We start from the raw sequence: 25,496 nt of genomic DNA on the forward strand, positions 1-25,496 counted from the left end.
GATCACCGGAGGTACCGCCGCCGCGGACGCCCATGCCACCGCCGACGAGTGGTCAGCCACCATCAAATCCCCGGCCCGCTACGGGCCTTGGCGTGTTCGCCTCGTCGGCACGGCAGTAGAGTGAGAAGGTGACCGCTCTGCCGGAAGACCAGCCGCCAGTGATCAGCGAAGACGACCGCGACACGGCCGTGCAGCGCCTACAGCAGGCGTACACCGAAGGGCACATCTCGCACGAGGACTTGGACGAACGCCTCCATCAAGTGCTCACCGCCGAGACGCACAGCGAGCTCGTGTCGGCTCTGGCCTCGCTCCCGGAGGAGAAAGCGGGCACCACGTCCACGATCGCCGCCGCGGGCGGACGGATCAAGCGGCGCGGCGCATGGCGGGTGCCTCGGACCCTCAAGGTTGCGTCCGCATTCGGAAGGGTGCACCTGGACCTGTCCCGGGCGGTCATCGAGCATCCGGTTGTCGACATCGAGTTGCAACTCGGCAGCGGCAGGGCAAAGATCACGGTTCCTCGCGACGCGATCGTCGACCTCGACGCTCTGCGCACCGGGTGGAAGGACACGCTCTACAAGCCCCGGCGGCGCTCCAGCCCCGGAGGGCCGAGGATCCTGATCTCTGGATCCATGGGGTTCGGACGGTTGAAGATCCGCCACGCGCGGCGTTGAGGTTCCCTCCGGCAGCAGGACCACCTGTCCGGCATTTCTTCCTGCCCGCTCGACTGTTGGTGCTGTGACCGCACGGGTCCGTGGGACTGATTTCAGGCCGCGGCTCGGTGACGCCAGATCCATCCCCTGCGATGGTGCCACCATGGCGTCATCGCGGCACCATCACCGGCCGCCCGGTCGCCAGCACGGTGCCACGACACGCCATTGCGAGAAGAAATCCCAGATCAGAGCCCTGTGCGCCAAAAAGGAGCCATTCTGGCTCGCCATGGCACCACTCATGTGCCATGATGGCGTCATGGACCTCACGCCCTACGTCGACAACCTCCGGCAAGAACTCGCCGTCGCCGCGGACGCCGGCGGCGACGACGCCCGCGCCCTCGCGGAGCGGCTCACCGCCCCCCTGGAATCCGCCACCCGCCTCACCCTCCTCAACGCACTGTCCGCCGCCATGGGCGAGGTCACCCGGGAGCTGGCGCCCGGCTCGGTCGACGTGCGACTGCGCGGACTCGACCCCGAGTTCGTGGTGACGCCGCCGCCCGCATCCGAGCCGTTCCAGGACACGCAGGAGCCGGTCGCGGCCCCTGCCGCGCCCGCGCCGCCACCGCCGCCCGCGGACGCCGACGACGGCACCATGGCGCGGATCAACTTCCGCCTCCCCGCCCACCTCAAGGCCCGCGCCGAGAGCGCCGCGGCAGCGGAGGGCCTGTCGGTCAACGCCTGGCTGGTGCGGGCCGTGTCCACGGCCCTCGACGGCGGGCGGCACGCAAGCCCGCCGGGCCGCGGCAAGGACTCGGGCGGCCGGGGCTTCACCGGCTGGGTCCGCTAGGCCCTAGGGCCTGTCTTCAAAGTCCCGTCTGCCTCGCGGCGTCCGGCACGCCCGCTCGCGGCGTTGTCGGGATCATCCCGGTACACCCGGTACCGGGACGACCCTCCGCCTTGCGATCGCACGCACCAGACGCCGCGAGGCCCGCCCTACGGGCGAACGACGGGACTTTGAAGACAGGCCCTGGGCCCAACCCCACTTTCACCGGCGGATCGCCGATCCCGCCGACGTCCCGCATCACCCGCCTCACCCGCGGGATCAACCACCCAAGCCAAGAGGACGGAACAACCATGCCTACTTTCGAGACCCCGGAACCGATCGTCGCCACCCTTGAGTTGGAAGCCGGCACCGCCCGCATCTCCGCCGGCAAGCGCACCGACACGGTCGTCGAGGTGCTGCCGCGCAACGGTTCCGACGACAACGACGTACGCGCCGTACAGCAGACCCAGGTCAGCTGCTCGGGCGGCCGCCTCACGGTCAAGACACCCAAGAAGCGGTCCCTGTGGGGCAAGCCGGGCGCCATCGAGGTGAGCATCGAACTGCCCGCCGGATCCGAGGTCCAGGGCACCACGGGCATGGGCAGCTTCCACTGCGAAGGCCGCCTCGGGAAAGTCACGCTCAAGACCGGGCTCGGCGACCTCCAGGTCGACGAGGTCGCGGGCGCCCACCTCAAGACCGGCACCGGCGACATCCGCCTGGCCCGCTCGACCGGTGACACCGAAGTCATCGGCTCGGGCCGGGTCGAGGTCGGCACGGTCGACGGCACGGCGACCGTCAAGAACAGCAACGGCGCGACCGAGATCGGCGAGGTCACCGGCGGTCTGAAGACCAACGCGGCCAACGGCGACATCTCCATCGGCATCGCGCACAGCAGCGTCGACGCCAAGTCCGCCAACGGCCGGATCGAGATCGGCGTCGCCCACGCCGGGGTCGATGCCGCCTCCTCCGCAAGCGGCATCCGCGTCGGCGACGTCAGCCGCGGCCGTATCGACCTGCGCACCTCCCTCGGCGACCTCGAAGTGGGCATCCACGAGGGCACCGCCGCCTGGCTCGACCTGAACCCCAAGTTCGGCACGGTACGCAACTCGCTCGGCTCCGCCACCGGGCCCCAGGAATCCGACGAGACCGTCGAGGTGCACGCGCGGACCGCGGTCGGCGACATCATCATCCGCCGCGCCTGACCCGGCCTGCCACCAACTCTCCACCCGCGAAAGGAAAGCGGCATGACTGTCACCCGGACATCCGCGCCGACCGCCGCGAACACCTCGGCATCGGCGATCACCGCCACCGGACTGCGCAAGTCCTACGGCGACAAGCTCGTGCTCGACGGCATCGACCTGAGCATCGCCGAAGGCACCGTCTTCGCCCTGCTCGGGCCGAACGGCGCCGGCAAGACCACCACGGTGGAGATCCTTTCCACGCTCATCGGCGCCGACGCGGGCGAGGCCTGGGTCGCGGGCCGCCATCTGACCCGGGACGCCGACGCGGTGCGCTCCGCGATCGGCGTCACCGGCCAGTTCTCGGCCGTCGACAATCTGCTGACCGCCGAGGAGAACCTGCTCCTCATGGCGGATCTGCACCACCTCGACCGCCGCGAGGGCAAGCGGCGGGCCAAGGAGCTGCTGCGCCGCTTCGACCTGTCCGAGGTGGCGGGCAAGACCGCCGTCACCTTCTCCGGCGGTATGCGGCGCAAGCTGGACCTGGCGATGACCCTGGTCGGCGATCCGCGGATCATCTTCCTCGACGAGCCCACCACGGGACTCGACCCGCGCAGCCGGCGGACCATGTGGGAGATCATCCGGGACCTCGTCGCCGACGACGGTGTGACCATCTTCCTGACCACCCAGTACCTCGACGAGGCCGACAAACTCGCCGACCGCATCGCCGTGTTGGACCACGGCAGGCTGATCGCCGAGGGCACCGCCGACGAGCTGAAGCAGCGCATCCCCGGCGGCCACATCCGGGTGCGGTTCGCCGACGCCCAGGGTCTGGACACCGCCGCGGGCATCTTCCCGAGCGCCACGCGCGACGAGGACGCCCTCACCTTGCAGATCCCCGGCGACGGCTCCCTCCCCAGCCTGCGGGCCGTCCTCGACACCCTGGAGTCCACCGGCGTCCGGGCCGAGTCGCTCACCGTGCACACCCCCGACCTCGACGACGTCTTCCTGACCCTCACCGGCCGGCCCCGCCCCGCCGACACCGTCGCACCGACCGAGGAGAACGCCTGATGGCCACCATGTCCTACGCCGCCAAAGACTCCAGGACGATGCTGCGGCGCAACCTCAAGAAGGCGCTGCGCTACCCGTCCCTGACGGTCACCGTCGTCGCGATGCCCGTGGTGATGCTGCTGCTGTTCAACTACGTGTTCGGCAGCGCCCTGGGCAGCGGCATCAGCGGCCTGCCCACCGGCAGCGGCGAGTACATCGACTACCTGGCGCCCGGCATCATCCTGATGGCCGCCACCTCCGGCGCCCTGACCACCGCCATCAGCGTGTGCGTCGACAAGACCGAGGGCATCGTCAACCGCTTCCGTACGATGCCGATCTCCCGGGCCTCGTTCCTGACCGGCCATGTCGTCGGCAGCGTGATCCAGACGATGACCAGCATCACGCTCGTCATCGGCATCGCCCTCCTGATGGGCTTCCGCCCCAGCGCAACGCCCTTGGAGTGGGTCGCCGCCATCGGCCTGCTCACCCTGCTCACGCTCGCGCTCACCTGGCTCTCCGCGGGCATCGGCCTGGTCGCCAAGAACGTGGAGACCGCCAGCAACATCCCGATGCCGCTGACGTTCCTGCCGTTCGTCGGCAGCGCCATCGTGCCGACCGAGTCCATGCCCACCGGCCTGCGCTGGTTCGCCGAGTACCAGCCCTTCACCCCGATCATCGAGACCCTGCGCGGTCTGTGGCTCGGCACCGAGATCGGATCCAGCGCGGCCATCGGCCTCGCCTGGTGCGTGGCACTCGCCCTGGCCGGCTATGTGTGGGCGCGCCGCACCTTCAAGGCCGGCGCCAAGCGGTAACCGCCGCTCTTCTCACACCACTTCACCGATGTGCACCAGCTACACCTCACCCCACGACCGCAGGAGGACTCCATGTCGTACGACCCGACGGCCGCCGGCACCACCACTGCCGATGAGCCGGCCACTCTGCCCACCGACCGGCGCACCGGCTGCCCCTTCGACCCGCCCGCCGAACTCACCGCCCTGAGCGACAAGCCGCTGCGCCGCATGCGCTACGCCGACGGACACCTGGGCCGGCTGGTCACCGGACACGCCGCCGCCCGCGCGATCCTGGCCGACCCGCGCTTCAGCTCACGCTACGAACTCCTGCATCTGCCGGAGCCGATAGCGGGCGTGCCGGGGGAGATCCCGCCGGCGCCGGTCGGCGACATCATCGGCCTCGACGCCCCCGAGCACACCCGCTACCGGCGCCTGCTCACCGGTAAGTTCACCGTCCGCCGCATGCGCCAACTCACCGAGCGCGTCGAGCACTTCACCACCGAGTGCCTGGACGCCATGGAGCAGGCCGGGCCCAAGGTCGACTTAGTGACGGCTTTTGCGCAGCCCGTGCCCGCGCTCATGATATGTGAGCTGCTCGGCGTGCCCTACGCCGACCGGGAGCGCTTCCAGAGTCAGGTGGCGACCCTCTTCGACCAGACGGCGGATGCGGAGAGTAAGGGCGAGGCCTATACGGCACTGTTCCAGTTCCTGGGCGAACTCGTCCTCGCCAAGCGCGCCGAGCCCACCGACGACCTGCTCAGCGATCTGACCACCTCCGACCTCACCGACGAGGAGCTGGCCGGAATCGGCGGGATGCTGCTCGCCGCCGGACTCGACACCACCGCGAACATGATCGGCCTCGGCACCTTCGCCCTGCTCAGCAATCCCGACCAGCTGGACGCCCTGCGCGCCGACCCGGGCCTCGCCGGACAGACCGTGGAGGAGCTGCTGCGCTACCTCAGCGTGGCCGACCCGCTGCTGCGCTCGGCGCTCGAGGACGTCGAGGTGGAGGGCCGGCTCATCAGGGCGGGCGAGACGGTGACCGTTTCCGTGCAGGCCACCAACCGCGACCCGCACAAGTTCCCCGGCCCCGACCGGCTCGACATCCACCGCAAGGCCACCGGACACCTGGCCTTCGGCCACGGCGCCCACCAGTGCCTGGGCCAGCAGCTCGCCCGCGTCGAGATGACCGTCGCGTTCCCGGCGCTCTTCGCCCGCTTCCCCACCCTGCGCCTCGCGGTGCCGCCACAGGAGGTGCCGCTCCGCGACCGTTCCAACATCTACGGCGTGGTCAGCCTGCCCGTCACCTGGGACAAGGAGTAGCCCCCATGAACGGCCCCATGGACAGCCCCGAGGAACCGCTGCGTCTCAGCGTCGACCGTGACCGCTGCGCCGGCGCCGGAATGTGCGCCCTGACGGCCCCCGAGGTCTTCGACCAGGACGACGAAGAAGGCCTGGTGGTGCTCCGCCACCCCGCACCGGCCCCCGAGCACCGGGCCGCCGCCCGGATGGCCGTCGGCCTCTGCCCCGCCGGAGCCCTCGCCCTCAACTCCCCGGATTCCACGGACGCGTAGCGACCGTGGCACTCCCGGACCGAGAACCCCGCACCGCGCACCGGTGGGGGGCTCTCGCGTGTGCGGACTCATCTCTACGGCCCTCGTGTTGATCCTCCCGGGTATGGACGAACTCCAGCTCGCGGATGCCGCCCGGTTCTCCTCCCTCACCACGAGCCCCCCGAAGGCCGCTCCGTCGTCGTCCTCGCCAAGGCTCGCCCTGCGCGGCTCCGCCACACCCCCGCCTCCGCCCACGACCTGCTTCGCCGCAACATCACCCGCTACAGCCTCGGCGGCTCGCACCCACCGACGACGGCGCAGCGCGATATCGGCGCGGGCAGGACGATGATCCACCGAGGGGTTTTACCCGACACCGGATGTGGGAAGCAGCGAAGGCACGTCAGGGTGGTCCGCGAGCAGCCGAGCCGGTGGACCTTGCGCTACGGAGCGGAGCGGCCGGAGAGCAGCAGGTGCACATCCAGGGGGCATGGCCGTCGGCACGGTCCACCCGTCGCGACTCCAAGGAGAACACCACACGGAGCAGGGCAACAACAGTGCGTAACGATGCCGCCGGTGCACTCACGGTCCGATACTGGAACCACCGGGTCCAGGCACGTCCGAGGCGCCGTCGAACGTACCTGACAACCCATCAGCAAAGTCGGTATGAGGTCAGCATCAGCCCCGCCGGCCCCCGACCGCCAGAGACCGCCAAGATCAAAAAAGGGCCACACCCACTCCGGCCTGGGAATACACAGGTCGGAGGCCCGACTGCCGAGCTCCCCAGGAGGTACCCATGAAGATGCTGATCAACGTCGCCGAGAGTGTGGTCACCGACGCGCTGCGCGGGATGGCCGCGGCGCACCCCGAATTGGTGGTGGATGCCGAGAACCGGGTGATCGTGCGACGGGATGCGCCGGTGGAGGGGAAGGTGGCGCTGTTGTCCGGGGGCGGCAGCGGGCACGAGCCGCTGCACGGGGGGTTCGTCGGGCCCGGGATGCTGGATGCCGCATGTCCGGGCGAGGTCTTCACCTCGCCGGTGCCCGATCAGATGGTGCGTGCCGCCGCGGCCGTCGACAGTGGCCACGGCGTGTTGTTCATCGTGAAGAACTACACGGGGGACGTGCTCAACTTCCAGATGGCGGCGGAGCTGGCGGAGGACGAAGGCGTGCAGGTGGCCAGCGTGCTCGTCAATGACGATGTCGCGGTGACCGACTCGACGTTCACGGCGGGGCGGCGCGGCACCGGGGCGACGCTCTTCGTGGAGAAGATCGCCGGTGCCGCGGCCGAGGAGGGCATGCCGCTGGAGCGGGTGGAGGCGCTGGCCCGGCAGGTCGTGGAGTCGTCGCGCAGCTTCGGTGTGGCGCTGAGTGCCTGCACGACCCCGGCGAAGGGCAGCCCGACATTCGATCTCCCGGCCGGGGAGCTGGAGTTGGGGGTCGGGATTCACGGCGAGCCGGGGCGGGAGCGTCGCGCGATGATGACCTCGCGCGAGATCGCGGACTTCACGGTGAACGCGATTCTGGAGGACCTGGATCCGAGGCTGCCGGTACTGGTACTGGTCAACGGCATGGGGGCGACCCCGCTGCTGGAGCTGTACGGATTCAATGCGGAGGTCCGCCGGGTGCTCGACGAGCGGGGCGTGGCGGTGGCCCGCACGCTCGTCGGGAACTATGTGACGTCGCTGGACATGGCGGGCTGCTCGGTGACGCTGTGCCAGGTCGACGGGGAACTGCTGCGACTGTGGGACGCGCCGGTGCAGACAGCCGGGCTCCGCTGGGGGCGGTGACAACAGCTTCCGTCTCCCTGGCCGGACCCGTAGCGGCTCCCCGTAGCCGCCCCCGTCCCGCTTTCCTGCTCAGTGCCCGAACAACCAAGGAGAGTATTCCGTGTCCGAAACGGTGCTGGATGCCGCGTTCTTCGTACGCTGGATGACGGCGGCCGCCGCCGTCATCGACCGGGAGGCCGACCGGCTCACCGAGCTGGACTCGCCCATCGGTGACGCCGACCACGGAAGGAACATGCAGCGCGGCTTCACGGCCGTGGTCAAGATGGTGGAGGCGGAACCGCCGGCCACGCCCGGTGCGGTGCTGACCGCCGCCGGACGGCAGTTGATCTCCACTGTGGGCGGGGCGTCCGGACCGCTGTACGGGACGATGCTGCGGCGCGCCGGCAAGGCGCTGGGCGAGGCGCCGCAGGTGTCGGCGCAGGAGCTGCGGTCGGGGCTGGCTGCCGGGGTGGAGGCGGTGGGACAGCTCGGCGGCTCGGCGCCGGGTGACAAGACGATGCTCGATGCGCTGGTGCCGGGGGTCGAGGCGCTGGCGACCTCCTTCGACGCGGCGGCCGAGGCGGCCGAGCAGGGCGCGGTGGCGACCGTACCGATGCAGGCCAGGAAGGGCCGGGCGAGTTATCTCGGGGAGCGCAGCATCGGGCATCAGGACCCGGGGGCGACATCGTCGGCGCTGCTGTTCGCGGCGCTCGCGGAGGTGGCGAAGTGAGCGCGCGGACGACGGACGGCGCGGCCGACGGCGAGGGTTCGCCGGTCGGAGTGGTCCTGGTGTCGCACAGCGGGCCGGTCGCGGAATCCGTGGCGGCGCTGGCGATCGGGCTGGCCGGAAGCGGCGACACGGTGCCGGTGGCCGCCGCGGGCGGTACGCCGGACGGCGGGCTGGGGACGAGTGCGGAGCTGATCACCAAGGCGGCACGGACGGTGGACCGTGGGGCGGGCGTGGCGGTCCTGGTCGACCTGGGCAGCGCCGTACTGACCGTCAAGGCCCTGATCGCCGAGGGCGATGAACTCCCCGAGGGCGCACGGCTGGTGGACGCCCCCTTGGTGGAGGGCGCGGTGGCCGCCGTGCTCACCGCGGCGACCGGGGCGGATCTGGACGCGGTCGCGGCCGCGGCCGGGGAGGCGCACGGCTACCGCAAGGAGTGAGGACGGCGTGCGAGAGGCCGCCGGCTTCCCGCCCCGCTCAGGGCTTGCGGGCGACGCCCGCGTAGCAGGCGGCCTCCGCGTCGGTGACATGGGTGGCGTCCTCGGGACGGTCGGGACGCCACTGGTGGGAGAGGGTGACGCCCGGTTCCAGCAGCTCCCAGCCGTCGAAGAAGCGCAGGAATTCGGGGTGGGAGCGGAACTGGAGCCGGGTGCCCGCGTCGCCGTAGATCTTGATGATCTTGTTCATCGCCTCGGGGCTGAAATCCGGTGTCGCATGGCTCATCGCGAGGGTGCTGCCACTGGGGAGCGCGGCCTTGAGGGTCTCGACGATGGTGTGGGCGCGGTCCTCGCCGTCGTCGGGGACGAAGTGCATCAGGGCGTTCAGGCTGAGCGCGACCGGGCGGTTCAGGTCGAGGGTGTCGAGGAGCTGGGGGGCCTTGAGGATGCCGGCCGGGTCGGTGACATCGGCCTGGACGTAGGCGGTGCGCCCCTCGGGGGTGCTGAGCAGGAGGGCCGCGGCGTGCGCGAGGACGATCGGGTCGTTGTCGGTGTAGACGACCCGGGCGTCGCCGGCGATGCCCTGGGCGATGTCGTGGAGGTTGGGCGGGGTGGGGATGCCCGTGCCGATGTCGAGGAACTGCCGGATGCCGGATGCGGCGAGGACGCGGGTGGCGCGGTGCATGAACTCGCGGTTGATGCGGGCGGCGACCAGGGCGGCGGGGAAGGCGCCCAGCACGGCTCCGGCGGCCATCCGGTCGGCCAGGAAGTTGGTCTTGCCGCCCAGGAAGTAGTCATAGATACGGGACGAGTGGGCCCGGTCCAGCTGGAGGTCCACCACGGACTCGTGCTCGCTCATCGTCTGCTGCCTCCCCAGTACGGCGCTCCGCCCCGGCGTGCGGTGCCGGCCCCTCACAAGCCGCGCACTCCAGGAGGCGCGTCAACCGCCGCCGTGCGCCCGGCTGTTGGAGCCCTGCCCCGTTCACCCCGGATCATGCCGGAGCACGCCCCGCGGGGTTTCTGACGGTCGGCCCTGCCGCGGCCAGGGGCGGTCACATGCCACAGTCACGCGTAGTCATATGAATACGCAGCGGCAGATTTTGCCCTCCCGATGCCACAAACGGGCTCACTTTCCGGTTCATTGGAGGGTGAGGGCAAAGCGCCCTCCCGCTGCCATCGGCGCTTCGGCGCCCGGCTCGGTGCACGGAAAACGGAACGAGGGCGGCTCGTGAGCGCAGACCGGGACCGATTGCTACCGGCGTGCGCCCCCGCGCATGTCCGTACCACGGAGTTAGCGCCACTCCCCCGCAGTTCGCTCCCGGCCGTCGCGCCGGACCCGCTCGACCGCCAGCTGTCGATCACCTTCGAGGCGTTCCTGGCGACGCATGCACGGAAGTGGCTGACGTACGCCTATCTGCATACCGGCAGCGAGAGCGCGGCCCGTGAGGTGACCCGGGCGGCATACGAACAGCTCGGCCGGCTGTGGCCGCATGCGCTGCGGCAGGCGTCGGTGGAGGCGTACGCCTGGTCGGTCCTCAAGGAACGCGTGGTGGAGTGGCTGTACGACCACCAGCAGCCCACCGCGCTCACCGAGACCGCCGCCTTCGCCGTGGTCACCCATGCTCTGCTGCGCGAGTGCCAGCAGCAGTTCGCCATGCTGGAGAGCCAGCTGGGGCTGTATGCGGCGATCGCCCGGCTGCCCGAGCGGCAGTGCGACGTGATCGTGCTGCGCCATGTCATCGGGTACAGCGACGCGCAGATCGGCTCGTTGCTCGGCGTCGACGAAGTCACCGTCCGCTCCTATGCGAGCCGCGGCAAGCGCAAGCTCGCCGCGGCGCTCGGTATCGATCAGGGTAATCACAGGGGGAACTGACCATGTCGCACATCTGTCCCGCGGGCCGCCGGGAGACCGTCGAGACACTGCTCAGCGCCGCCGCGGCGGTGTCCGGTATCGACGATCTGGCCGGCTTCCGTGACCTCGACGACGCGGGGGTGCTCGGCAGTCTCGGCGCCGCCGTCCGGGCCGGGGCAGCGGCGGCGGACGGTCCGCCGACGGCGCTGCGGGCGGACCGCCCCGGCCATGGCGCGCCCACCACCTACCCCAGCGCCCGGGACGAGGCCACCCACGAGCTCCAGCTGGCCTGTGCGCTGGTCGTCAACGCGGCGGCGGCCGCGGCGAGCCTGGAGCGGCTGGTCGACGACCATCACATCGACCCCGAGGGCGCGCTGGTCTTCGCCTGTCTGCTGCACATCACCGGACGCGACGACGCGGCGCACTTCTGGTGGCACTTCGGGGCCGGCGCCGGCAGCCGGACCGCTGCTTATTGCCTGTACCTCTCCCACCGCCGCAACGGCGAGTACCGTGACGCCGCCTACTGGCGCGAGCAGGCCGCGCATGCGCCCGACGAGGAGCGCCGGTCCACGGCCGCGTTCGACGAGAAGCAGCTGCTGCCGGACGCCGCCCGCCACAACCTTCTCGTCCAGTGGCACAGCGGGCTCGCCCCGACCCTGCCGAGCACTCTGGAGAACGTGATCAACCGGCTCGCCGTGGACAGCGACGACGAGGATTTCGGCGAGATCCCGCGTCCCTCGCCCACGCTCGTACGGGACCTCGGCAGGGCGGAGTGACGACGGGAGCCGATACCTCGCACGGTCGCCCGTCCGCCGGCCTCAGGAGTCGTCCGTTCCCATGGACGGGTCCTCTGCCACCGGCGGCCACTCCGGGCGGGTGGCGTCGGGAACCGTGGCCAGCGCATGGCCGACGGTGGGGTAGCACGAGAAGACGCTGAGGGACTGCGTGCCGACCAGCAGCCGCAGCATCCGTACGCCGAGCGAGGCCAGCATCAGCCTGCCCTCCAGGCGCCGGCACAGCCATTCCAGGGCGAGCAGGCAGCTCAGCCCCCGCGAGTCGCAGAAGCGCAGCGCGGTCAGATCGAGCACCAGGAAGCGGTGGCCGGCCGACACCACCGACCGTGCCTCGGCGAGAAATGCCTGCTCCGTACGGAGGTCCAGGTCTCCGCTGACGCGCAGCACCGCGCACTCCTCCGCCTCCACGATCGCAGTGACCGCCAACGACCGCATCTCCGAGCTCATGCCGTCCAGACTAAGCGCCGCCGTTCGCCGCACCACCGCTGCGGCCCGCCGGCGCACAACGGGCCGCCCCGGAAGCCCCGCCCCGTTACCCCGTACGGGCCCGCCGCCAGGGCGTTACGGGCACCCGTTCGTGCATCCGGCCAAGGTGACAGGGCTCCGGCGCGGGCAGAAACGGTCAGGTTTTCCTCCGTCGCGGGCAGCCTTCCGCGCCGCCACGCTTGCTATAAACCTGATGCGGGCGGAAACGGGCAGTCCCGTGACCGAACGGAAACCGGAATCAGCCAGAATTCGAGCAGGAGTGATCCCATGAGGGCCGAGGAACGCCAGCACCGCATCCTCGCGCTCGCCCGGCAGTCCGGCCGGGTCGAGGTCGCCGATGCCGCGGCGGAGTTCGGGGTCGCCCGCGAGACCGTACGGCGCGATCTGAGCGAGCTGGAGCGCCGGGGGCTGATCCGGCGTACCCACGGCGCGGCGTATCCGGTCGAGAGCGCCGGGTTCGAGACCACGCTGGCCCGGCGGGAGACCCAGCAGGTGGACGAGAAGCGCCGGATCGCGGCGGCCGCCGCGGCGCTGGTCGGCGAGGCCGAGACGGTGTTCGTCGACGAGGGCTACACCCCTGAGCTGGTCGCCACGCTGCTGCCGGCCGACCGCCCGCTGACCGTGATCACCGCATCGCTGCGGACCGCCTCGCTGGTCGCGGCCTGCGAGTCGACCACGGTGCTGCTGGCCGGCGGGCGGGTCCGCTCCGGGACCCAGGCGACGGTGGGGTCCTGGGCCCGGGACATGCTCGCCCGGTTCGTGATCGACCTGGCGTTCCTGGGGGCGAACGGCATCTCCCGGGAGCACGGTCTGACCACCCCGGACCCGGCGGTCGCCGAGGTGAAGGAGCAGGCCGTGCGCTCCTCCCGGCGGCGGGTGCTGGTCGGGGTGCACAGCAAGTTCGGCGCCAGCAGCTTCTGCCGGTTCGCCGAGGTGGGTGACTTCGACACGATCGTCACCGATGCGGGGCTGTCCGCGCCGGAGGCACATCGCTATTCGCTCCTGGGGCCGCAGGTGCTCAGGGTCTGACCGGGACGGGGCCGCCCGGACGACCGGCCCGCACCGTGGCGCCACATCCCCCACAGCACACCGCCGAAGGCCGCACCGCCGACCGTCGGACGGCTCCCCGGCGTACCCGCAGGACGGCGTCGTACACCCCGGAACCACCCCTTGCGCGGCATTTGCCCGACATCCTCCATCCTCCATCTCCCATCCCCCGTCCCCCCGAAAGGTACGAGCCGTGAGAGCACGATCCCCCGGACCAGGCCGCGGCGGCCGCCCCATAGGGCTGACCGCCCTCGCCGTGGCCCTGGCACTGTCCACCGCAGGCTGCTACCGCGGGGCCGGCGACGCGGGCAATGACAGCAGTCACACCATCAATGTGCTGATGGTCAACAATCCGCAGATGGTGGATCTGCAAAGGCTCACCGCCGAGCACTTCACCAAGGAGACCGGCATCAAGGTCAACTTCACCGTGCTGCCGGAGGACGATCTGCGCGACAAGATGAGCCAGGACTTCTCCAGCCAGGCCGGGCAGTACGACGTGGCCAGCGTCAGCAACTACGAGACGCCCATCTACGCCCGCAACGGCTGGCTCTCCCCGCTCGGTGAACGGGCCGCCAAGGACCCCGCGTTCGACCAGGACGACATCCTGCGGCCGGTCCGCTCCTCCCTCACCGCCGCCGACGGCAAGATCTACGCGGAGCCCTTCTACGGCGAATCGTCCTTCCTGATGTACCGCAAGGACCTCCTCAAGGCCGCCGGGCTGACCATGCCCGCACGGCCCACCTGGCACCAGGTCGCCGCCCTCGCCGCCAAGCTGGACGGCTCCCGCAAGGGCCTGAAGGGCATCTGTCTGCGCGGCCAGCCCGGCTGGGGTCAGCTGGCGGCCCCGCTGACCACCGTCGTCAACACCTTCGGCGGCACCTGGTTCGCCAAGGACTGGCAGCAGAAGGTCGACAGCCCCGAGTTCACCAAGGCAACCCGGTTCTATGTCGATCTGGTGCGGGCGCACGGCCAGGCGGGCGCCCCGCAGGCCGGCTACACCGAGTGCCTCAACGACATGCAGCAGGGCAAGGTCGCCATGTGGTACGACGCGACGGCCGGCGCCGGTTCGCTGGAGAGCGGCGAATCCAAGGTCGCGGGCAAGGTCGGCTACGCGCCGGCGCCGGTGGAGCGGACCCGTGACGCGGGCTGGCTGTTCACCTGGGCCTGGGGCGTGCAGAAGGCCAGTACGCACCAGGACGCGGCCTGGCGGTTCATCCGCTGGGCCTCGGGCAAGGGCTACGAGCGGCTGGTGGGCCGTGAACTGGGCTGGTCGAGGGTGCCCGGCGGCAAGCGGGCCTCCCTCTACCGCGACCCGGACTACATCAAGGAGGCCGGGGCGTTCGCCGGCCCGACCGAGCGGGCGATCCGCTCCGCCCGGCCCGGCAGCCCCGGAGTACAGCAACGACCGGCCCCCGGCATCCAGTTCGTCGGCATCCCGGAGTTCGCCGACCTGGGCACCAAGGTCTCGAACGAGATCAGCGCGGCCATCGCCGGAAAGCAGAGCGTGCCCGAGGCCCTGAAGAAGAGCCGGCGACTGGCGCAGGAGGTGTCCGATGCCTACACGGACCACTGAACCGGCCCCCGGCGCCGCCACGGCCGCCGTGCACCGCACCGGCAGCCCGGCCGCCCGCGCCCGCCGCACCGGGCGGGCCAAGGACTGGGCCCGCCGCGCGCCGCTGCTCCCCGCGCTGGTCTTCCTCGTCGTCGTCACCCAACTCCCGTTCCTGGCCACGGTGGTGATCTCCTTCACCCGCTGGAACGCGCTGGCCCCCGACAACCGCGGCTTCGCCGCCCTCGACAACTACCGCGCCGTGTTCACCGACCCGGCGATGCGTGCCTCGGTGGGCACGACGGTGCTGCTGACCGTGACCGTGGTGCTGGTCAGCCTGCTGCTCGGGCTCGGTCTGGCGCTGCTGCTCGACCGCGGCTTCCGCGGGCGCGGCATCGTCCGCACTCTGCTCATCACGCCGTTCCTGATCGTGCCGGTCGCCTCCGCGCTGCTGTGGAAGCATGCGCTGTACAACGCCTCGTACGGGCTGATCAACGGCTCGCTGACCTGGATATGGCGGCTGTTCGGCAGCGACAGCCCGCCGCAGCCGGACTGGATGACCGACTCGCCGCTGGCCGCGGTGGAGATGTCGCTGATCTGGCAGTGGACGCCGTTCATGATGCTGATCCTGCTGGCCGGGCTCCAGAGCCGGGCCTCGGACGCCGTCGAGGCGGCCCGGATGGACGGCGCCTCCGCCTTCGACATCTTCCGCTATCTCACCCTGCCGCATCTGCGCCGCTACCTCGAACTGGCCGCACTGCTGGGCACGGTGTACGTCGTGCAGAACTTCGACGCGGTGTTCACCATCACGTCCGGCGGTCTCGGCACGGCCAACCTTCCGTACACGATCTACCAGACCGTCTATCAGTCCCATGACTACGGACGGGCATCCGCGCAAGGCGTGGTCGTGGTGCTGTGCTCGCTGCTGGTGGCGACCTTTGCGCTGCGCACCGTCTCGTCCCTGCTGCGCGAGGAGATAACGGCATGACCACTACGTCCTTGCCCCCGCGCCGCGCCGGGTCCCCCGCCACCGGTCGCCGGCGGCGCACCGGCAGCCTGCTGGGCCTGATGGCCTGGCTGTGCGGCATCGCCTTCTTCCTGCCCGTCGCCTGGATGGTGCTGACGTCCTTCCACAGCGAGACGGACGCGGCGACCAACCCGCCGAGTGTCGGTGCCGGGATCAGCCTGCACGGCTACCGGGAGTTCTTCGGGGCGGCGGGCGGCGGTGTCAGCCCCTGGCCCCCGCTGGTCAACTCGCTGACCGCCTCCGTCGTCTCCACGCTGCTGGTGCTGCTGCTGGCGGTGCCCGCCGCCTACGCCCTGTCCATCAAGCCGGTACGCAAATGGAGCGACGTCCTCTTCTTCTTCCTCTCCACGAAGATGCTGCCGCTGGTGGCCGGGCTGCTGCCGGTCTATCTCGTCGCGCAGAACACCGGGATGCTCGACAGCATCTGGCTGCTGGTCATCCTCTACACCTCGATGAATCTGCCGATCGCGGTGTGGATGATGCGTTCGTTCCTCGCCGAGGTACCCGTCGAGATGCTGGAGGCCGCCTCGATCGACGGCGCGGGGCTGGCCACCACCCTGACCCGGATCGTCGCCCCGGTCGCGATGCCGGGGATCGCGGCAACGGCCCTGATCTCCTTCATCTTCAGCTGGAACGAGCTGTTGTTCGCCCGGGTCCTGACCGGCGTCGTGGCCGGTACCTCGCCGGTGTTCCTGACCGGACTCGTGACCAGCCAGGGCCTGTTCCTGGCGAAGGTGTGCGCCGCCGCCACCGTCATCTCCCTCCCGGTGCTCATCGCCGGGTTCGCCGCCCAGGACAAACTGGTCCAGGGCCTGTCGCTTGGAGCCGTGAAATGAAAGCCGCAGTGATCAGCGCGCCCGGCAAGGTCGAGGTCACCACCGTCGCGGACCCGACGCCCGGTCCCCGTGAGGTCGTGGTCTCCGTCGCCGCCTGCGGGCTGTGCGGTACCGATCTGCACATCCTCCAGGGCGAGTTCGCGCCCACGCTGCCCGTCGTGCCGGGCCATGAGTTCGCCGGTACGGTCGTGGCGACCGGCAGTGCGGTCACCGAACTCGGCGAGGGCGACCGGGTGGCCGTCGACCCGTCCCTCTACTGCCACGAGTGCCACTACTGCCGCATCGGACGCAACAACCTCTGTGAGCGGTGGGCCGCCATCGGGGTGACCACGGCGGGCGGCGCCGCGGAGTTCGCCGTCGCCCCGGTCGCGAACTGCGTCAAGCTGCCCGATCACATCCGTACCGAGGACGCGGCCCTCATCGAGCCGCTCTCCTGCGCCGTACGCGGCTACGACATCCTGCGCTCGGCGCAGCTGGGCACCAGCGTCCTCATCTACGGCTCGGGCACGATGGGCCTGATGATGCTCGAACTCGCCAAGCGCACCGGCGCAGCCGGGGTCGATGTCGTCGACATCAACCCCGCACGGCTGGCCACCGCCCGCACCCTGGGATGCAGCAACGCGGCCGGTTCCGCCGACGAGCTGGACCGCCCGCGCGGCTGGGACGTGGTCATCGACGCCACCGGCAACGAACACGCCATCCAGGACGCCCTGGGGCGGGTCGGCAAGGGCGGCACCTTCCTCCAGTTCGGCGTCGCCGACTACGCCGCCCGCGCCGTCATCGAGCCCTACCGCATCTACAACCAGGAGATCACCATCACCGGCTCGATGGCCGTGCTGCACAGCTATGAACGCGCCGCGGAGCTCTTCGCTGCCGGTGTCCTGGACCCGGAGGTCTTCATCAGCGACCGGCTCCCGCTGGACCACTACGCCGAGGCGCTGTCCCGCTTCCGGGCGGGCGAAGGGCGGAAGATCCAGGTGCAACCGTGACTGCCGGGCGGCCCGGCCGCTGCCGGACCGCCGCCGGACCGCTCACTGCGGCTGGCGTACGGGGGCGAGTTCGCCGTGCAGCAGCGCCGTGCCGAGCGGGGTCAGGGCATGGATGACCGAACCGCCGTCGCGCCGGCTGCGGGCCAGGTTGGCCTCCCGCAGCGCGCTCACATGCTCGCTGGCCGAGGGCGCGGAGACCCGTAAGCGGCGGGCCAGTTCACCGGTGGTGGTCGGGGCGTCGAGAGCGGCGAGGATACGGGCTCTGGTGCGGCCGAGCAGGGCGGACAGCGCCTGCGGGTGGCAGCTGCGGGTGGTGGCCGGCACCCAGTCCGTGGCGTGCTCGACGGGGTAGACCAGGACCGGCGGCAGGCCGGGGTCGGCGAGGGCGATGGGTCTGCGCCAGCAGAAGTGGGAGGGGATCAGGCGCAGTCCGCGTCCGCCCAGGCGCAGATCGCGGTCCCGGGGGTAGTCGACGTGCAGGACCGGCGGCTCCCAACGGAGCCCGGGGCGGAAGGTGTTGAGCATGCCGTCGACGCCGCCGCGGCAGAGCATACGGGTACGGCCGCCCCGGTCGCAGTCGACCGTGGCGGCCGCGCCCGTCCATTCGGGGGCTATCACCGCACGGTGCACCTCCTGGATCGCGGCGGCCAGCTCGTCGAGCGGCTGCCGGCTTCCCGTGGCCAGCGCGCCGGTCCAGCGCGGGAGCCGGGCCGCCAGCCCTGCCCGGGCGGATTCCGCGGTGAGCCGCACCCGGGGGGTGTCCCGCAGCGCCTCCAGCCCGGCGGCCAGCCCGTCGCGGGCCGCATCAGGGGTGAGGAAGTCCGGGAAGTAGCGGGCATCGGCCGGTGCCAGCGTCCCGATCAGCCCCGCTGCGCGGTTCAGTCCCCGCTCGTCCAGTTCGCGGCGCGCCCGGGCGCGCCAGGCGCCGTACACCGGCACGCCGCGCCCCGGCGGCACCACATGGTGCATGGCCAGCACCGTTTCCCAGAGGGGATCGGGCTCGGCGGCGATCTGTACGCGCGCGAGATCCCGGTCGTCGAAGTGAATACGCAACATGCGGCCCCCGCGGCATGCTCATGACCCTGTCGCCAGGGCCCCCCGTTCGAGGCTGTTGTCCGGCCCCGCCGCAAGACTGCCCGCCCTCAACGGGGGTGTCCAGGGCGGCTTGTGGCGTTTGGTGTGTGCGGGTGGTGAAGGCGGGGAGTGCGGGGCGCCCGTGTTCAGGCCCCGCTCGCGAGCCGGTCCGCCAGCCGCTCCAGGAACACCCGCTGGCCCGCCACCAGCCGCTCGTGCGCCTCGTGCGGGGTGCACCAGGCCACCCGGTCGATCTCGGGGAAGGTGCCGGTCACCCCGGATCCGCGCGGCCATTCCATCTCGAAGGTGCCGGGCACGATCCGCTCCGGATCGAGATCGCTCTCGACCGCCCACACCGTCACCACCTTGCCGCTCGCCTGGCGCGCCTCCCCCAGGGGGACATAGGGCCCGTCGGGAGGCGGGATCCCCAGCTCCTCCTCGAACTCCCGCCGGGCCGCGTCCCACGCTTCCTCCGGCGGTACGTACTCACCCTTGGGCACGGACCACCCGCCCGCGTCCCGCCGCTCCCACAACGGCCCGCCCATGTGCCCCAGCAGCACCTCGATGCCGGCCGCCGCGCCCCGGTACAGCAGCAGCCCGGCACTGCGCTTTCCCGCCATGGCCGCTACCCTTCCCCGCCGTCGTGCGCGCCGAGCACCGTCTCCACCGTGTCCGCCTCGGCGGCCGTCTTGTCCTCCCGGTAGCGCACCACCCGCGCGAAACGCAGGGTGACGCCCGCCGGGTAGCGCGAGGACGTCTGGAGCCCGTCGTAGGCGACCTCGACGACGAGTTCCGGACGCACCGTCACGACATGGCCGTTGTCCTCCACCGCGAGTTCCCGCAGCCGTTCGGTCTGCCAGCCGAGGGTGGCGTCGGTGAGGCCCTTGAACGTCTTGCCCAGCATGACGAAACCGCCGTCCGCTCCGCGCGCCCCGAGGTGGAGGTTGGACAGCTTTCCGGTGCGCCGGCCGTGGCCCCACTCCGCCGCGAGCACCACCAGGTCCAGGGTGTGCACGGGCTTCACCTTCAGCCAGGCGGCGCCCCGGCGGCCCGCGCTGTAGGGGGCATCCAACGCCTTGACCACGACGCCCTCATGGCCCCGGCACAGGGTCGCGGACCAGAAGTCCTCGGCGGCCGCGCGGGCCGCGGCGTCGGACGGGTCCCCGACCACCTGGCGGCGCACCCGCAGATGCTCGGGGACCAGCCGCGCCAGCTCCGTATGCCGCTGCTCGCCCGGCAGTTCCAGCAGATCACGGCCGTCGACCGACAGGAGGTCGAAGAAGACCGGTGACAACGGCAGCGCGGCCTGCGCCGCGGAGACGTCCACCCGCGAGCCGAACCGTCCCGCGACCCGCTGGAAGGGCACCGGCCGGCCCTCGCCGTCCAGGGCGATCACCTCGCCGTCCAGGATGAAGCGGGCGGCCGGCAGCTCCCGGGCGACGGCGGACACCTCGGGGAGCCGGTCGGTGACCTCGTCCAGGGTGCGGGTGTGGATCCGTACGTCCGGCCCGTCCCGGTGGACCTGTACGCGGATGCCGTCGAGCTTCTCCTCCACCGCGCAGGCACCGAGCTTGTCGACCGCCTCGGCCACCGACTTGGCGCTGTGCGCCAGCATCGGCCCGACGGGCCGGCCGACGGTGAGCCGGAACGCCGCGAGCGCCGACGGCCCCTCGGCGAGCAGCGCCCGTGCGACCTCCTGGAGTGCGCCCGCCAGCATCACGGCCCGGCGTACGTCGGCCGCGGGCACCTCGGTCGCGGCGGCGAGCCCTTCGACCGCGATGGCGTCCAGGGCGCCCTGCCGCACCTCGCCGGTGAGCAGGCCGGTCAGGAAGCGCTGTTCCTCCTGCGTCGCCGCGGCCAGCAGCTCCCTGACCCGCCGGCGCCGCTCCCCCTGCGCCCCGGCCCCCGAGACCTGCGCCAGGCCGGTCAGCGCCGTATCCACGTCACGCACGGTCAGTGCGGCGCGGTCCGCCGCGGCCACCGGCTCGCGCAGCACGCTCCAGCCCACCCCGATCCGCCCCTGGGGAAGCCGGCCGGCCAGATACGGGATGACGACCGGGACGTCCTCCGGAGCGGCGGCGCGGAACAGCCCGGCCAGCAGCGCGATCTTCCGCGAGCGCGCCGACGTCGCGGCGACCTCCCCCGACACCCGTGCGAGATCCGCCAGCAGCATAGGGCCATGGTGCCCCCGAGGCGCCGTCCCCGCTCCCCGGCCGCGAAATGGGCGGGCCGGTGCGGCACCGCGGCCGTCCGCACGCGGACCGCCGGGCCTGCGTCAGGGGGCGAGATACGAGTGGAAGACGTTCTCCGGGTCCCACTGCGCCTTGATTTCCTGGAGACGGTCCCAGGTGGCGGGGGTGTATGAGCGCCGGGCCCGTGCGGCGTCGGCTTCCAGGTCCGTTTCGGCGATGAAGTGGAAGCCGTCGCCCTGCGGGTCCGCGGCCGCCATGACCTCGCGCAGCCAGCGCGCATGCGTCTCGTCGTCGGCCGGGTCGTCCCAGACCGCGTAGCAGACGAAGTAGGACTCGCCGAGCGGGGAGAAGGCCATGTTCCGCAGCAGGGCGGGGTGCCCGGAGACCGGCTGCACGGGCGCGAGCACCAGGGACTTCCCCGAGGGGGCGCGGGCCAGCAGGTCGGCGATACGGGTCAGCTGGGTGGCATAGCTCTCCTGTGACCACAGGGTGTCCGCCGCATACCGGTGCGCCGGTGGCCAGGCCGCTGCCGCGCCCTCGTGCAGAGCGGCGAAGGTCTGCGGCGCGGGCGGATGCCGGGCGACGGCGAGTTCGCCGAAGGGGCAGTCGGCGAACGGCTCCAGCGCTCGCAGGGCTTCGCTCCGTGTCGCGGCGAACGCGGTGGCGGAGACCGTGATCCGGGGCCCGGCCGGAGCGCTGTCCGCCGGCGGACCGGAGGGCACGAGGACGAACGCGGTTTCGACGTACGGCGGGAGCCCGCGCGCGACCCGCTCGGCCCACTCCGCCACCCGGGCGACCTCGGCCAGCGGGAAGGTGAGGGAGGTCGCCATGATCGATGCGGGGTGGGGGTGCAGGGCGAGGCGGAAGCGGGTGACGACGGCGCAGAATCCCGGCCCGGCGCCCCGCACGGCCCAGAAGAGGTCGGGGTTCCGGGTTTCGCTACAGATGACCGTGCGCCCGTCGGCGGTGACGGCCCGGATCTCCTCGACGGATGCGCAGGACGCTCCCCATGCGCGGGAGTTCCAGCCGAGACCGCCGCCGAGCAGAAATCCGCCGACCGCCACGGTGGGGCAGTGACCGACGGGAAAGGCCAGATCCTGCGGGGTGAGGGCCGCGACCAGCTCCTGTCCGGTGGCGGCGGGCTCCACCGTGGCCGTCGCCGGTGCGGTGTCGGTCGCGGGCGCGACGCGGCACTCCCGGAGCGCGGAGAGATCGAGCAGCAGGCCCCGGTCGCGGAGTGACGAGCCGGACCAGTTGTGCCCGCCGGAACACATCGAGACCTGTAGTCCCCGGGCGCGGGCATAGGTGACGGCCTGTGCCACCTCCGCTTCCGAGGCGGCGCGCACGATGGCCTCGGGGAAGCGCCGGGGCCGCCGCTCGTTCCACACCGCGGCGGAGCGGGCCTTCTCGTAGCCGGGGTCGCCCCGCCGGATCAGCCTGTCCTCGATATCTGCCGCTGGTGTCGGTCCCGGTGGGCGCATCGCGGCCTCCTCACCAGATCTGGTGGGTGATCAGGCCGAAGACGCCGATGGCCACCAGGTAGCAGAGCACCACCGAAGCGAGGCCCAGCACCTGCGCCCGGCGGTTTCCGGCAACCCGGGAAGGGACCAGCCAGAAGGCGAACACCCTGTTCACGATCGGCATCAGCAGCCAGGTCAGCGCGCTGACGCTCAGTACGTTGGAGAGAAACAGTCCGATGTACTCACGGATGGTGAGTTTCTCCAGCCCGACTCCCACGGTGAGGTTGAGCACCATCACCGTCGGATAGAGCGCCAGGACAACGGACATCGCCTGCTTCCAGTTGGGCGGGGCGTTGCCCCGCTTGTCGTGGTCGAACTGGAACCAGCCGCTGAACGCCGAACCGACCTTGCGCACGTCGTACGAGATGAAGTACTTGCTTCCCTCGTTCAGCAGTTTGGCGCGCACATCGGAGTCGAGCCAGTCGTCGAGGTGCTCGCGGGAGTCGAACCGGAAGACGACGACCCAGTGCTCCTGGACGCCCTCCACCGGCTTGAACAATTCGGACCCCATGAAGCCCGGCGCCTTCTCCTGCGCCCTGAGCGTCTTTTCCTGCCAGGCGAGAAACTGCTGCTCGGATCCCGGCTTCACCTCGTGGGAGATGACCGCCGTCACCACATCGGGTGCCGGCTGTGCCGGGCTGCCGCCATGGAGCACTTCCTGCGTCGGAAGGCCCTCGAAGAGTTCGCGTGCTTCATCGAGCAATGTCTGCCGCCGGTTCGAATCCAGCCAGGCGGTCAGCTGGTCCATACCGGAAAACCGGAATACGGCCACCCATTCGTTTTCCTCGCCGGCGCCGGGGTACACCTCGGCGCCCACGAAACCCTCGAATTCACGGGCAGCCTGATTCGTCTTGTCCTGCCAGCGCTGATACTCGTCGGTCCGGCCTTCACGCACCTTCTGCGAGGTCACAACGGTGGCGTTGTCTGCCGCGGAACCACGGCTTGCACGGGCACTCACCTTGAGTAGCCTAGTACATAGGAGATTTACGCGGCAAATGGGGCATTTGCCTAACCGTTCCGCAGAGGAATCGATGCCGATCGGAGACTCGGTAATGGATCAGAAAGAACTTCTCGCAGAGGCTGTACGGCTGGCCACGGAATCCGTGGAGAACGGCTGGGGCGGCCCGTTCGGTGCGGTACTCGCACGCGATGGGAACATCCTCGCCCGCGGGCAGAACCGTGTGCTGCTGACCGGCGACCCCACCGCGCACGCCGAGATGGAGACGATCCGGAAAGCCGTGCAGGTCCTCAACCCCGAGGCTCCGAGCATCGCCGTGGAGCGCCAGAACGAGAGCACGCTGGAGTATGTCCCGCGGCCCCCCGGGTCACCGGACCCGGTCCCGGAGCGGGCCCGCATGCTCCAGGGCACTTCGATCTACATCAGCGGCGCGCCCTGCCCCATGTGCATGAGCGCCATCTACTGGTCGCGGATCGACGCCGTCTACTACAGCTGCGACCTCGAGGACACCGCGAAGATCGGCTTCGACGACACGTTCCAGTACGAGGACTTCAAGCGGCCGCTCGACGAGCGACGGATCAAGATCGAACAGATCTACCCCGAGATGGGCGCCCAGTCGTACGCGGCCTGGACGAACCGGCCGGACAAGCACCCGTACTGACGAAGGGTCACCGGCCGACACCGCGGAGACGGAACAACGGCACGGCCCATGACGGCCGCTCGGCGCCCGGCGCGCCGAGCGGTCGCCCTTGCGGCAGGGGACCCCGGCGGGCGGGCGTGACAGGCGTTCGGCGCGGGTCGGGGCCGTCTCTCGTGCGCGGCGCCGTCTCTCGTGCGCGGCCTCGCCGTCAGGGCGCGAAGCGGCCCGGCCGGCTCACTCGTACATCACATACTCCGGCTGCGGCCGCAGGGCCAGCACTTCCTTCGGCGTCATCAGGCGGCTGCCCTCGGCGTCCTCCTCGTAGAAGAGCTTGAAGCCGGTGTGGACGCCGTCGGGCAGATCGCTGACCAGCCGTCGCCAGGTCCCGCGCTTCAGGCCCGGTGAGCCGATGCCGTCGGCGCTCTTGATCAGTGCCACACCGGGCTGGGGCCGCACGGCGGACTCGTCGCCCACGACGGACGGCGCCACCTGGTGGAAGACCAGCGGCTTCTGCGGCAGATCGTGCTCCTCCACCAGCCCGGACAGATAGCGGGCCACCTTCGTCAGTTCACGGCCGTCGGTGTGCCCGTAGGTGTCGCCCGGCACCTGGCCGGAACTCATCTCCCACTCCGGGTCGAGCGCGATCCCCACATCGGGGTGGGCGAGCCACTCGCGCAGCGCCTTCACCTCGTCGAGCACCGAAGCGCGGCCCGGCTGGATGTTGAGCAGCAGCAGCCCCCGCTGGGTGCGCGCCAGATGGTGGAAGCGTCGGATGGTGGCCGAGGGCGTCCGTGAACGGTACGCACCGTCCGGGCCCGCCGTGGCGTTGGCGACCGCCGCCAGGAGTTCGAGCACGGGCAGCGGCTCGCGCCCCGCGGCGTACGAGTGCGCCACCTTCTCCGCCTCGGCGGCCCGCTTGCCCGGGTCGCCGGTTCCGAGCCGGCCGAGCGCCGCCGCCCCGGGCAGACCGCAGAACCCCACCAGCCGGTACCGGGGGAACAACTCCCGTCCACCACGCGGAAGTTCGGGACGCCGTCGCTTCGTCGGGCGGGCCGAGGGAGGTGCTGCCGTGGAGCCGGACGGGCCCGGAGTGCCGGACCCGGCGGAGGGGGACGACGACGAGCCGCCGGGCGGTGGCGCCTCGGGTGCGGAGTCCGCACGGGAGGGTGTCCCGCCGCACGCGGTGAGCAGTCCGAGCCCCGCCGCCGCCGTGGCCGCGAGCAGATGACGCCGGCTCGCACTCGGCGATGGAGAGGGCACTACGGGGCGGCGGCCGGCCGCCTCTGCCCTGCGTATCCCGGCCTCGTTTCGCCCTGACACCTCGTCCGCCACACTGCCTCCGTCCCCCGGCGTCCGGTCGATGACCGGGCGCCGGCTGTTGTTCGGACCGGTCCTGTCCGTGCAGTGCGCATCTCCAGACCGCTCGCGGCAAAACCCACGACAGAAACGATCAAGCCACGAGGGAGCCGCCCCGCCCGCCCCCTTGGACCGCCCTTCGCCTGCCTTTCTCCTGCCCTTCGTTTGCCCTCCACCGCGCCGCCGCCCGACGTCGCGGCTG

26 protein-coding genes are annotated in these 25,496 nt (G+C 71.2%); 18 read left to right on the forward strand and 8 right to left on the reverse strand.

What is annotated here, in order from left to right; genetic code table 11:
• Positions 1-128: 128 nt before the first annotated feature.
• The 10 genes from IF67_RS0117490 to IF67_RS0117535 all read left to right on the forward strand — a co-directional run bounded on the left by IF67_RS0117490 (position 129) and on the right by IF67_RS0117535 (position 8,977).
• Complete coding sequence (locus IF67_RS0117490) at positions 129-671, forward strand: DUF1707 SHOCT-like domain-containing protein (RefSeq protein ID WP_030986660.1); 543 nt, start codon at positions 129-131, stop codon at positions 669-671.
• A 295-nt stretch (positions 672-966) separates the two neighbouring features.
• Positions 967-1,497, forward strand: coding sequence for a toxin-antitoxin system HicB family antitoxin (locus IF67_RS0117495; protein WP_030986661.1), 531 nt, complete (start codon positions 967-969; stop codon positions 1,495-1,497).
• 287 nt (positions 1,498-1,784) lie between these two features.
• Positions 1,785-2,675 (forward strand): DUF4097 family beta strand repeat-containing protein, encoded by an 891-nt coding sequence (locus tag IF67_RS0117500; protein ID WP_030986662.1) that lies wholly within the window; start codon positions 1,785-1,787, stop codon positions 2,673-2,675.
• Positions 2,676-2,717: 42 nt separating this feature from the next.
• Complete coding sequence (locus IF67_RS0117505; RefSeq protein ID WP_030986663.1) at positions 2,718-3,722, forward strand: ATP-binding cassette domain-containing protein; 1,005 nt, start codon at positions 2,718-2,720, stop codon at positions 3,720-3,722.
• Positions 3,722-4,513 carry an ABC transporter permease gene (locus IF67_RS0117510; protein WP_030986664.1) on the forward strand — a complete coding sequence of 264 codons (792 nt, stop codon included), beginning with the start codon at positions 3,722-3,724 and terminating at the stop codon, positions 4,511-4,513. Before IF67_RS0117505 ends, IF67_RS0117510 begins: the two co-directional genes overlap by 1 nt.
• A gap of 72 nt (positions 4,514-4,585) precedes the next feature.
• The gene (locus tag IF67_RS0117515; RefSeq protein WP_030986665.1) at positions 4,586-5,815 is read left to right on the forward strand and encodes a cytochrome P450; all 1,230 of its coding nucleotides are present in this window, start codon (positions 4,586-4,588) and stop codon (positions 5,813-5,815) included.
• Positions 5,816-5,820: 5 nt separating this feature from the next.
• The gene (locus IF67_RS0117520) at positions 5,821-6,066 is read left to right on the forward strand and encodes a ferredoxin (protein ID WP_234341151.1); all 246 of its coding nucleotides are present in this window, start codon (positions 5,821-5,823) and stop codon (positions 6,064-6,066) included.
• Between the two features lie 772 nt (positions 6,067-6,838).
• Positions 6,839-7,831, forward strand: a complete 993-nt coding sequence (gene dhaK / locus IF67_RS0117525) for a dihydroxyacetone kinase subunit DhaK (protein WP_030986667.1) — start codon at positions 6,839-6,841, stop codon at positions 7,829-7,831.
• 112 nt (positions 7,832-7,943) lie between these two features.
• Positions 7,944-8,540 (forward strand): dihydroxyacetone kinase subunit DhaL, encoded by a 597-nt coding sequence (gene dhaL / locus IF67_RS0117530; protein WP_030986668.1) that lies wholly within the window; start codon positions 7,944-7,946, stop codon positions 8,538-8,540.
• Positions 8,537-8,977 carry a PTS-dependent dihydroxyacetone kinase phosphotransferase subunit DhaM gene (locus IF67_RS0117535; RefSeq protein ID WP_051818182.1) on the forward strand — a complete coding sequence of 147 codons (441 nt, stop codon included), beginning with the start codon at positions 8,537-8,539 and terminating at the stop codon, positions 8,975-8,977. The genes dhaL and IF67_RS0117535 overlap by 4 nt, the downstream gene beginning before the upstream one ends.
• Positions 8,978-9,014: 37 nt before the next feature.
• Here IF67_RS0117535 and IF67_RS0117540 read toward each other — a convergent pair whose 3' ends face one another.
• A complete protein-coding gene (locus tag IF67_RS0117540; protein WP_030986670.1) occupies positions 9,015-9,833 on the reverse strand; it encodes an SAM-dependent methyltransferase in 819 nt (272 codons plus the stop codon).
• Between the two features lie 369 nt (positions 9,834-10,202).
• Between IF67_RS0117540 and IF67_RS0117545 the strand changes: the two genes are divergently transcribed.
• Together IF67_RS0117545 and IF67_RS0117550 are read left to right on the forward strand one after the other, a co-directional pair.
• Positions 10,203-10,847 carry an RNA polymerase sigma factor gene (locus IF67_RS0117545; protein WP_030986672.1) on the forward strand — a complete coding sequence of 215 codons (645 nt, stop codon included), beginning with the start codon at positions 10,203-10,205 and terminating at the stop codon, positions 10,845-10,847.
• 2 nt (positions 10,848-10,849) lie between these two features.
• Entirely contained in the window at positions 10,850-11,602 is a 753-nt protein-coding gene (locus IF67_RS0117550; RefSeq protein ID WP_030986674.1) for a hypothetical protein, read from the forward strand.
• A gap of 42 nt (positions 11,603-11,644) precedes the next feature.
• Here the strand turns inward: IF67_RS0117550 and IF67_RS0117555 are convergent, their stop codons facing one another.
• Positions 11,645-12,067 carry an STAS domain-containing protein gene (locus IF67_RS0117555; protein WP_234341152.1) on the reverse strand — a complete coding sequence of 141 codons (423 nt, stop codon included), beginning with the start codon at positions 12,065-12,067 and terminating at the stop codon, positions 11,645-11,647.
• 306 nt (positions 12,068-12,373) lie between these two features.
• Here IF67_RS0117555 and IF67_RS0117560 point away from each other — a divergent pair, with 306 nt between their 5' ends.
• The 5 genes from IF67_RS0117560 (at position 12,374) to IF67_RS0117580 (ending at position 17,554) form a co-directional block, all read left to right on the forward strand.
• Entirely contained in the window at positions 12,374-13,135 is a 762-nt protein-coding gene (locus IF67_RS0117560; RefSeq protein ID WP_030986677.1) for a DeoR/GlpR family DNA-binding transcription regulator, read from the forward strand.
• A 211-nt stretch (positions 13,136-13,346) separates the two neighbouring features.
• On the forward strand, positions 13,347-14,726 hold the full coding sequence (locus IF67_RS0117565; protein WP_030986679.1) for an ABC transporter substrate-binding protein: 1,380 nt from the start codon (positions 13,347-13,349) through the stop codon (positions 14,724-14,726).
• The gene (locus tag IF67_RS0117570; protein WP_030986681.1) at positions 14,707-15,690 is read left to right on the forward strand and encodes a carbohydrate ABC transporter permease; all 984 of its coding nucleotides are present in this window, start codon (positions 14,707-14,709) and stop codon (positions 15,688-15,690) included. The genes IF67_RS0117565 and IF67_RS0117570 overlap by 20 nt, the downstream gene beginning before the upstream one ends.
• Positions 15,687-16,565 carry a carbohydrate ABC transporter permease gene (locus IF67_RS0117575; protein ID WP_030986683.1) on the forward strand — a complete coding sequence of 293 codons (879 nt, stop codon included), beginning with the start codon at positions 15,687-15,689 and terminating at the stop codon, positions 16,563-16,565. Before IF67_RS0117570 ends, IF67_RS0117575 begins: the two co-directional genes overlap by 4 nt.
• Positions 16,562-17,554, forward strand: coding sequence for a zinc-dependent alcohol dehydrogenase family protein (locus IF67_RS0117580; RefSeq protein ID WP_030986685.1), 993 nt, complete (start codon positions 16,562-16,564; stop codon positions 17,552-17,554). Before IF67_RS0117575 ends, IF67_RS0117580 begins: the two co-directional genes overlap by 4 nt.
• Positions 17,555-17,596: 42 nt before the next feature.
• On the opposite strand, the gene IF67_RS0117585 is transcribed toward IF67_RS0117580, so the two are convergent.
• From IF67_RS0117585 to IF67_RS0117605, 5 genes are all read right to left on the reverse strand, one after another.
• Entirely contained in the window at positions 17,597-18,610 is a 1,014-nt protein-coding gene (locus tag IF67_RS0117585) for a winged helix-turn-helix domain-containing protein (RefSeq protein ID WP_030986687.1), read from the reverse strand.
• A gap of 164 nt (positions 18,611-18,774) precedes the next feature.
• A complete protein-coding gene (locus tag IF67_RS0117590) occupies positions 18,775-19,248 on the reverse strand; it encodes an NUDIX domain-containing protein (protein WP_030986689.1) in 474 nt (157 codons plus the stop codon).
• A 5-nt stretch (positions 19,249-19,253) separates the two neighbouring features.
• Complete coding sequence (locus IF67_RS0117595) at positions 19,254-20,801, reverse strand: ATP-dependent DNA ligase (RefSeq protein ID WP_030986690.1); 1,548 nt, start codon at positions 20,799-20,801, stop codon at positions 19,254-19,256.
• A gap of 102 nt (positions 20,802-20,903) precedes the next feature.
• On the reverse strand, positions 20,904-22,301 hold the full coding sequence (locus tag IF67_RS0117600; protein WP_030986692.1) for an FAD-binding oxidoreductase: 1,398 nt from the start codon (positions 22,299-22,301) through the stop codon (positions 20,904-20,906).
• 10 nt (positions 22,302-22,311) lie between these two features.
• The gene (locus tag IF67_RS0117605; protein WP_234341159.1) at positions 22,312-23,298 is read right to left on the reverse strand and encodes an antibiotic biosynthesis monooxygenase; all 987 of its coding nucleotides are present in this window, start codon (positions 23,296-23,298) and stop codon (positions 22,312-22,314) included.
• A gap of 94 nt (positions 23,299-23,392) precedes the next feature.
• Between IF67_RS0117605 and IF67_RS0117610 the strand changes: the two genes are divergently transcribed.
• Positions 23,393-23,959 (forward strand): nucleoside deaminase, encoded by a 567-nt coding sequence (locus tag IF67_RS0117610; protein ID WP_030986696.1) that lies wholly within the window; start codon positions 23,393-23,395, stop codon positions 23,957-23,959.
• Between the two features lie 213 nt (positions 23,960-24,172).
• Here IF67_RS0117610 and IF67_RS0117615 read toward each other — a convergent pair whose 3' ends face one another.
• Entirely contained in the window at positions 24,173-24,940 is a 768-nt protein-coding gene (locus IF67_RS0117615) for a hypothetical protein (protein WP_030986697.1), read from the reverse strand.
• Positions 24,941-25,496 lie beyond the last annotated feature (556 nt).

It is taken from the genome of Streptomyces sp. NRRL S-1813 (genome assembly GCF_000719605.1).
In the GTDB taxonomy this organism is placed as follows: Bacteria; Actinomycetota; Actinomycetes; order Streptomycetales; family Streptomycetaceae; genus Streptomyces; species Streptomyces decoyicus.

Coding starts and splice junctions, on each gene's coding strand:
- IF67_RS0117495 (WP_030986661.1), top strand. CDS start 967: ATGGACCTCACGCCCTACGTCGACAACCTCCGGCAAGAACTCGCCGTC.
- IF67_RS0117500 (WP_030986662.1), top strand. CDS start 1,785: ATGCCTACTTTCGAGACCCCGGAACCGATCGTCGCCACCCTTGAGTTG.
- IF67_RS0117505 (WP_030986663.1), top strand. CDS start 2,718: ATGACTGTCACCCGGACATCCGCGCCGACCGCCGCGAACACCTCGGCA.
- IF67_RS0117510 (WP_030986664.1), top strand. CDS start 3,722: ATGGCCACCATGTCCTACGCCGCCAAAGACTCCAGGACGATGCTGCGG.
- IF67_RS0117515 (WP_030986665.1), top strand. CDS start 4,586: ATGTCGTACGACCCGACGGCCGCCGGCACCACCACTGCCGATGAGCCG.
- IF67_RS0117520 (WP_234341151.1), top strand. CDS start 5,821: ATGAACGGCCCCATGGACAGCCCCGAGGAACCGCTGCGTCTCAGCGTC.
- dhaK (WP_030986667.1), top strand. CDS start 6,839: ATGAAGATGCTGATCAACGTCGCCGAGAGTGTGGTCACCGACGCGCTG.
- IF67_RS0117540 (WP_030986670.1), bottom strand. CDS start 9,833: ATGAGCGAGCACGAGTCCGTGGTGGACCTCCAGCTGGACCGGGCCCAC.
- IF67_RS0117550 (WP_030986674.1), top strand. CDS start 10,850: ATGTCGCACATCTGTCCCGCGGGCCGCCGGGAGACCGTCGAGACACTG.
- IF67_RS0117555 (WP_234341152.1), bottom strand. CDS start 12,067: ATGAGCTCGGAGATGCGGTCGTTGGCGGTCACTGCGATCGTGGAGGCG.
- IF67_RS0117560 (WP_030986677.1), top strand. CDS start 12,374: ATGAGGGCCGAGGAACGCCAGCACCGCATCCTCGCGCTCGCCCGGCAG.
- IF67_RS0117570 (WP_030986681.1), top strand. CDS start 14,707: ATGCCTACACGGACCACTGAACCGGCCCCCGGCGCCGCCACGGCCGCC.
- IF67_RS0117575 (WP_030986683.1), top strand. CDS start 15,687: ATGACCACTACGTCCTTGCCCCCGCGCCGCGCCGGGTCCCCCGCCACC.
- IF67_RS0117580 (WP_030986685.1), top strand. CDS start 16,562: ATGAAAGCCGCAGTGATCAGCGCGCCCGGCAAGGTCGAGGTCACCACC.
- IF67_RS0117585 (WP_030986687.1), bottom strand. CDS start 18,610: ATGTTGCGTATTCACTTCGACGACCGGGATCTCGCGCGCGTACAGATC.
- IF67_RS0117590 (WP_030986689.1), bottom strand. CDS start 19,248: ATGGCGGGAAAGCGCAGTGCCGGGCTGCTGCTGTACCGGGGCGCGGCG.
- IF67_RS0117595 (WP_030986690.1), bottom strand. CDS start 20,801: ATGCTGCTGGCGGATCTCGCACGGGTGTCGGGGGAGGTCGCCGCGACG.
- IF67_RS0117600 (WP_030986692.1), bottom strand. CDS start 22,301: ATGCGCCCACCGGGACCGACACCAGCGGCAGATATCGAGGACAGGCTG.
- IF67_RS0117610 (WP_030986696.1), top strand. CDS start 23,393: ATGGATCAGAAAGAACTTCTCGCAGAGGCTGTACGGCTGGCCACGGAA.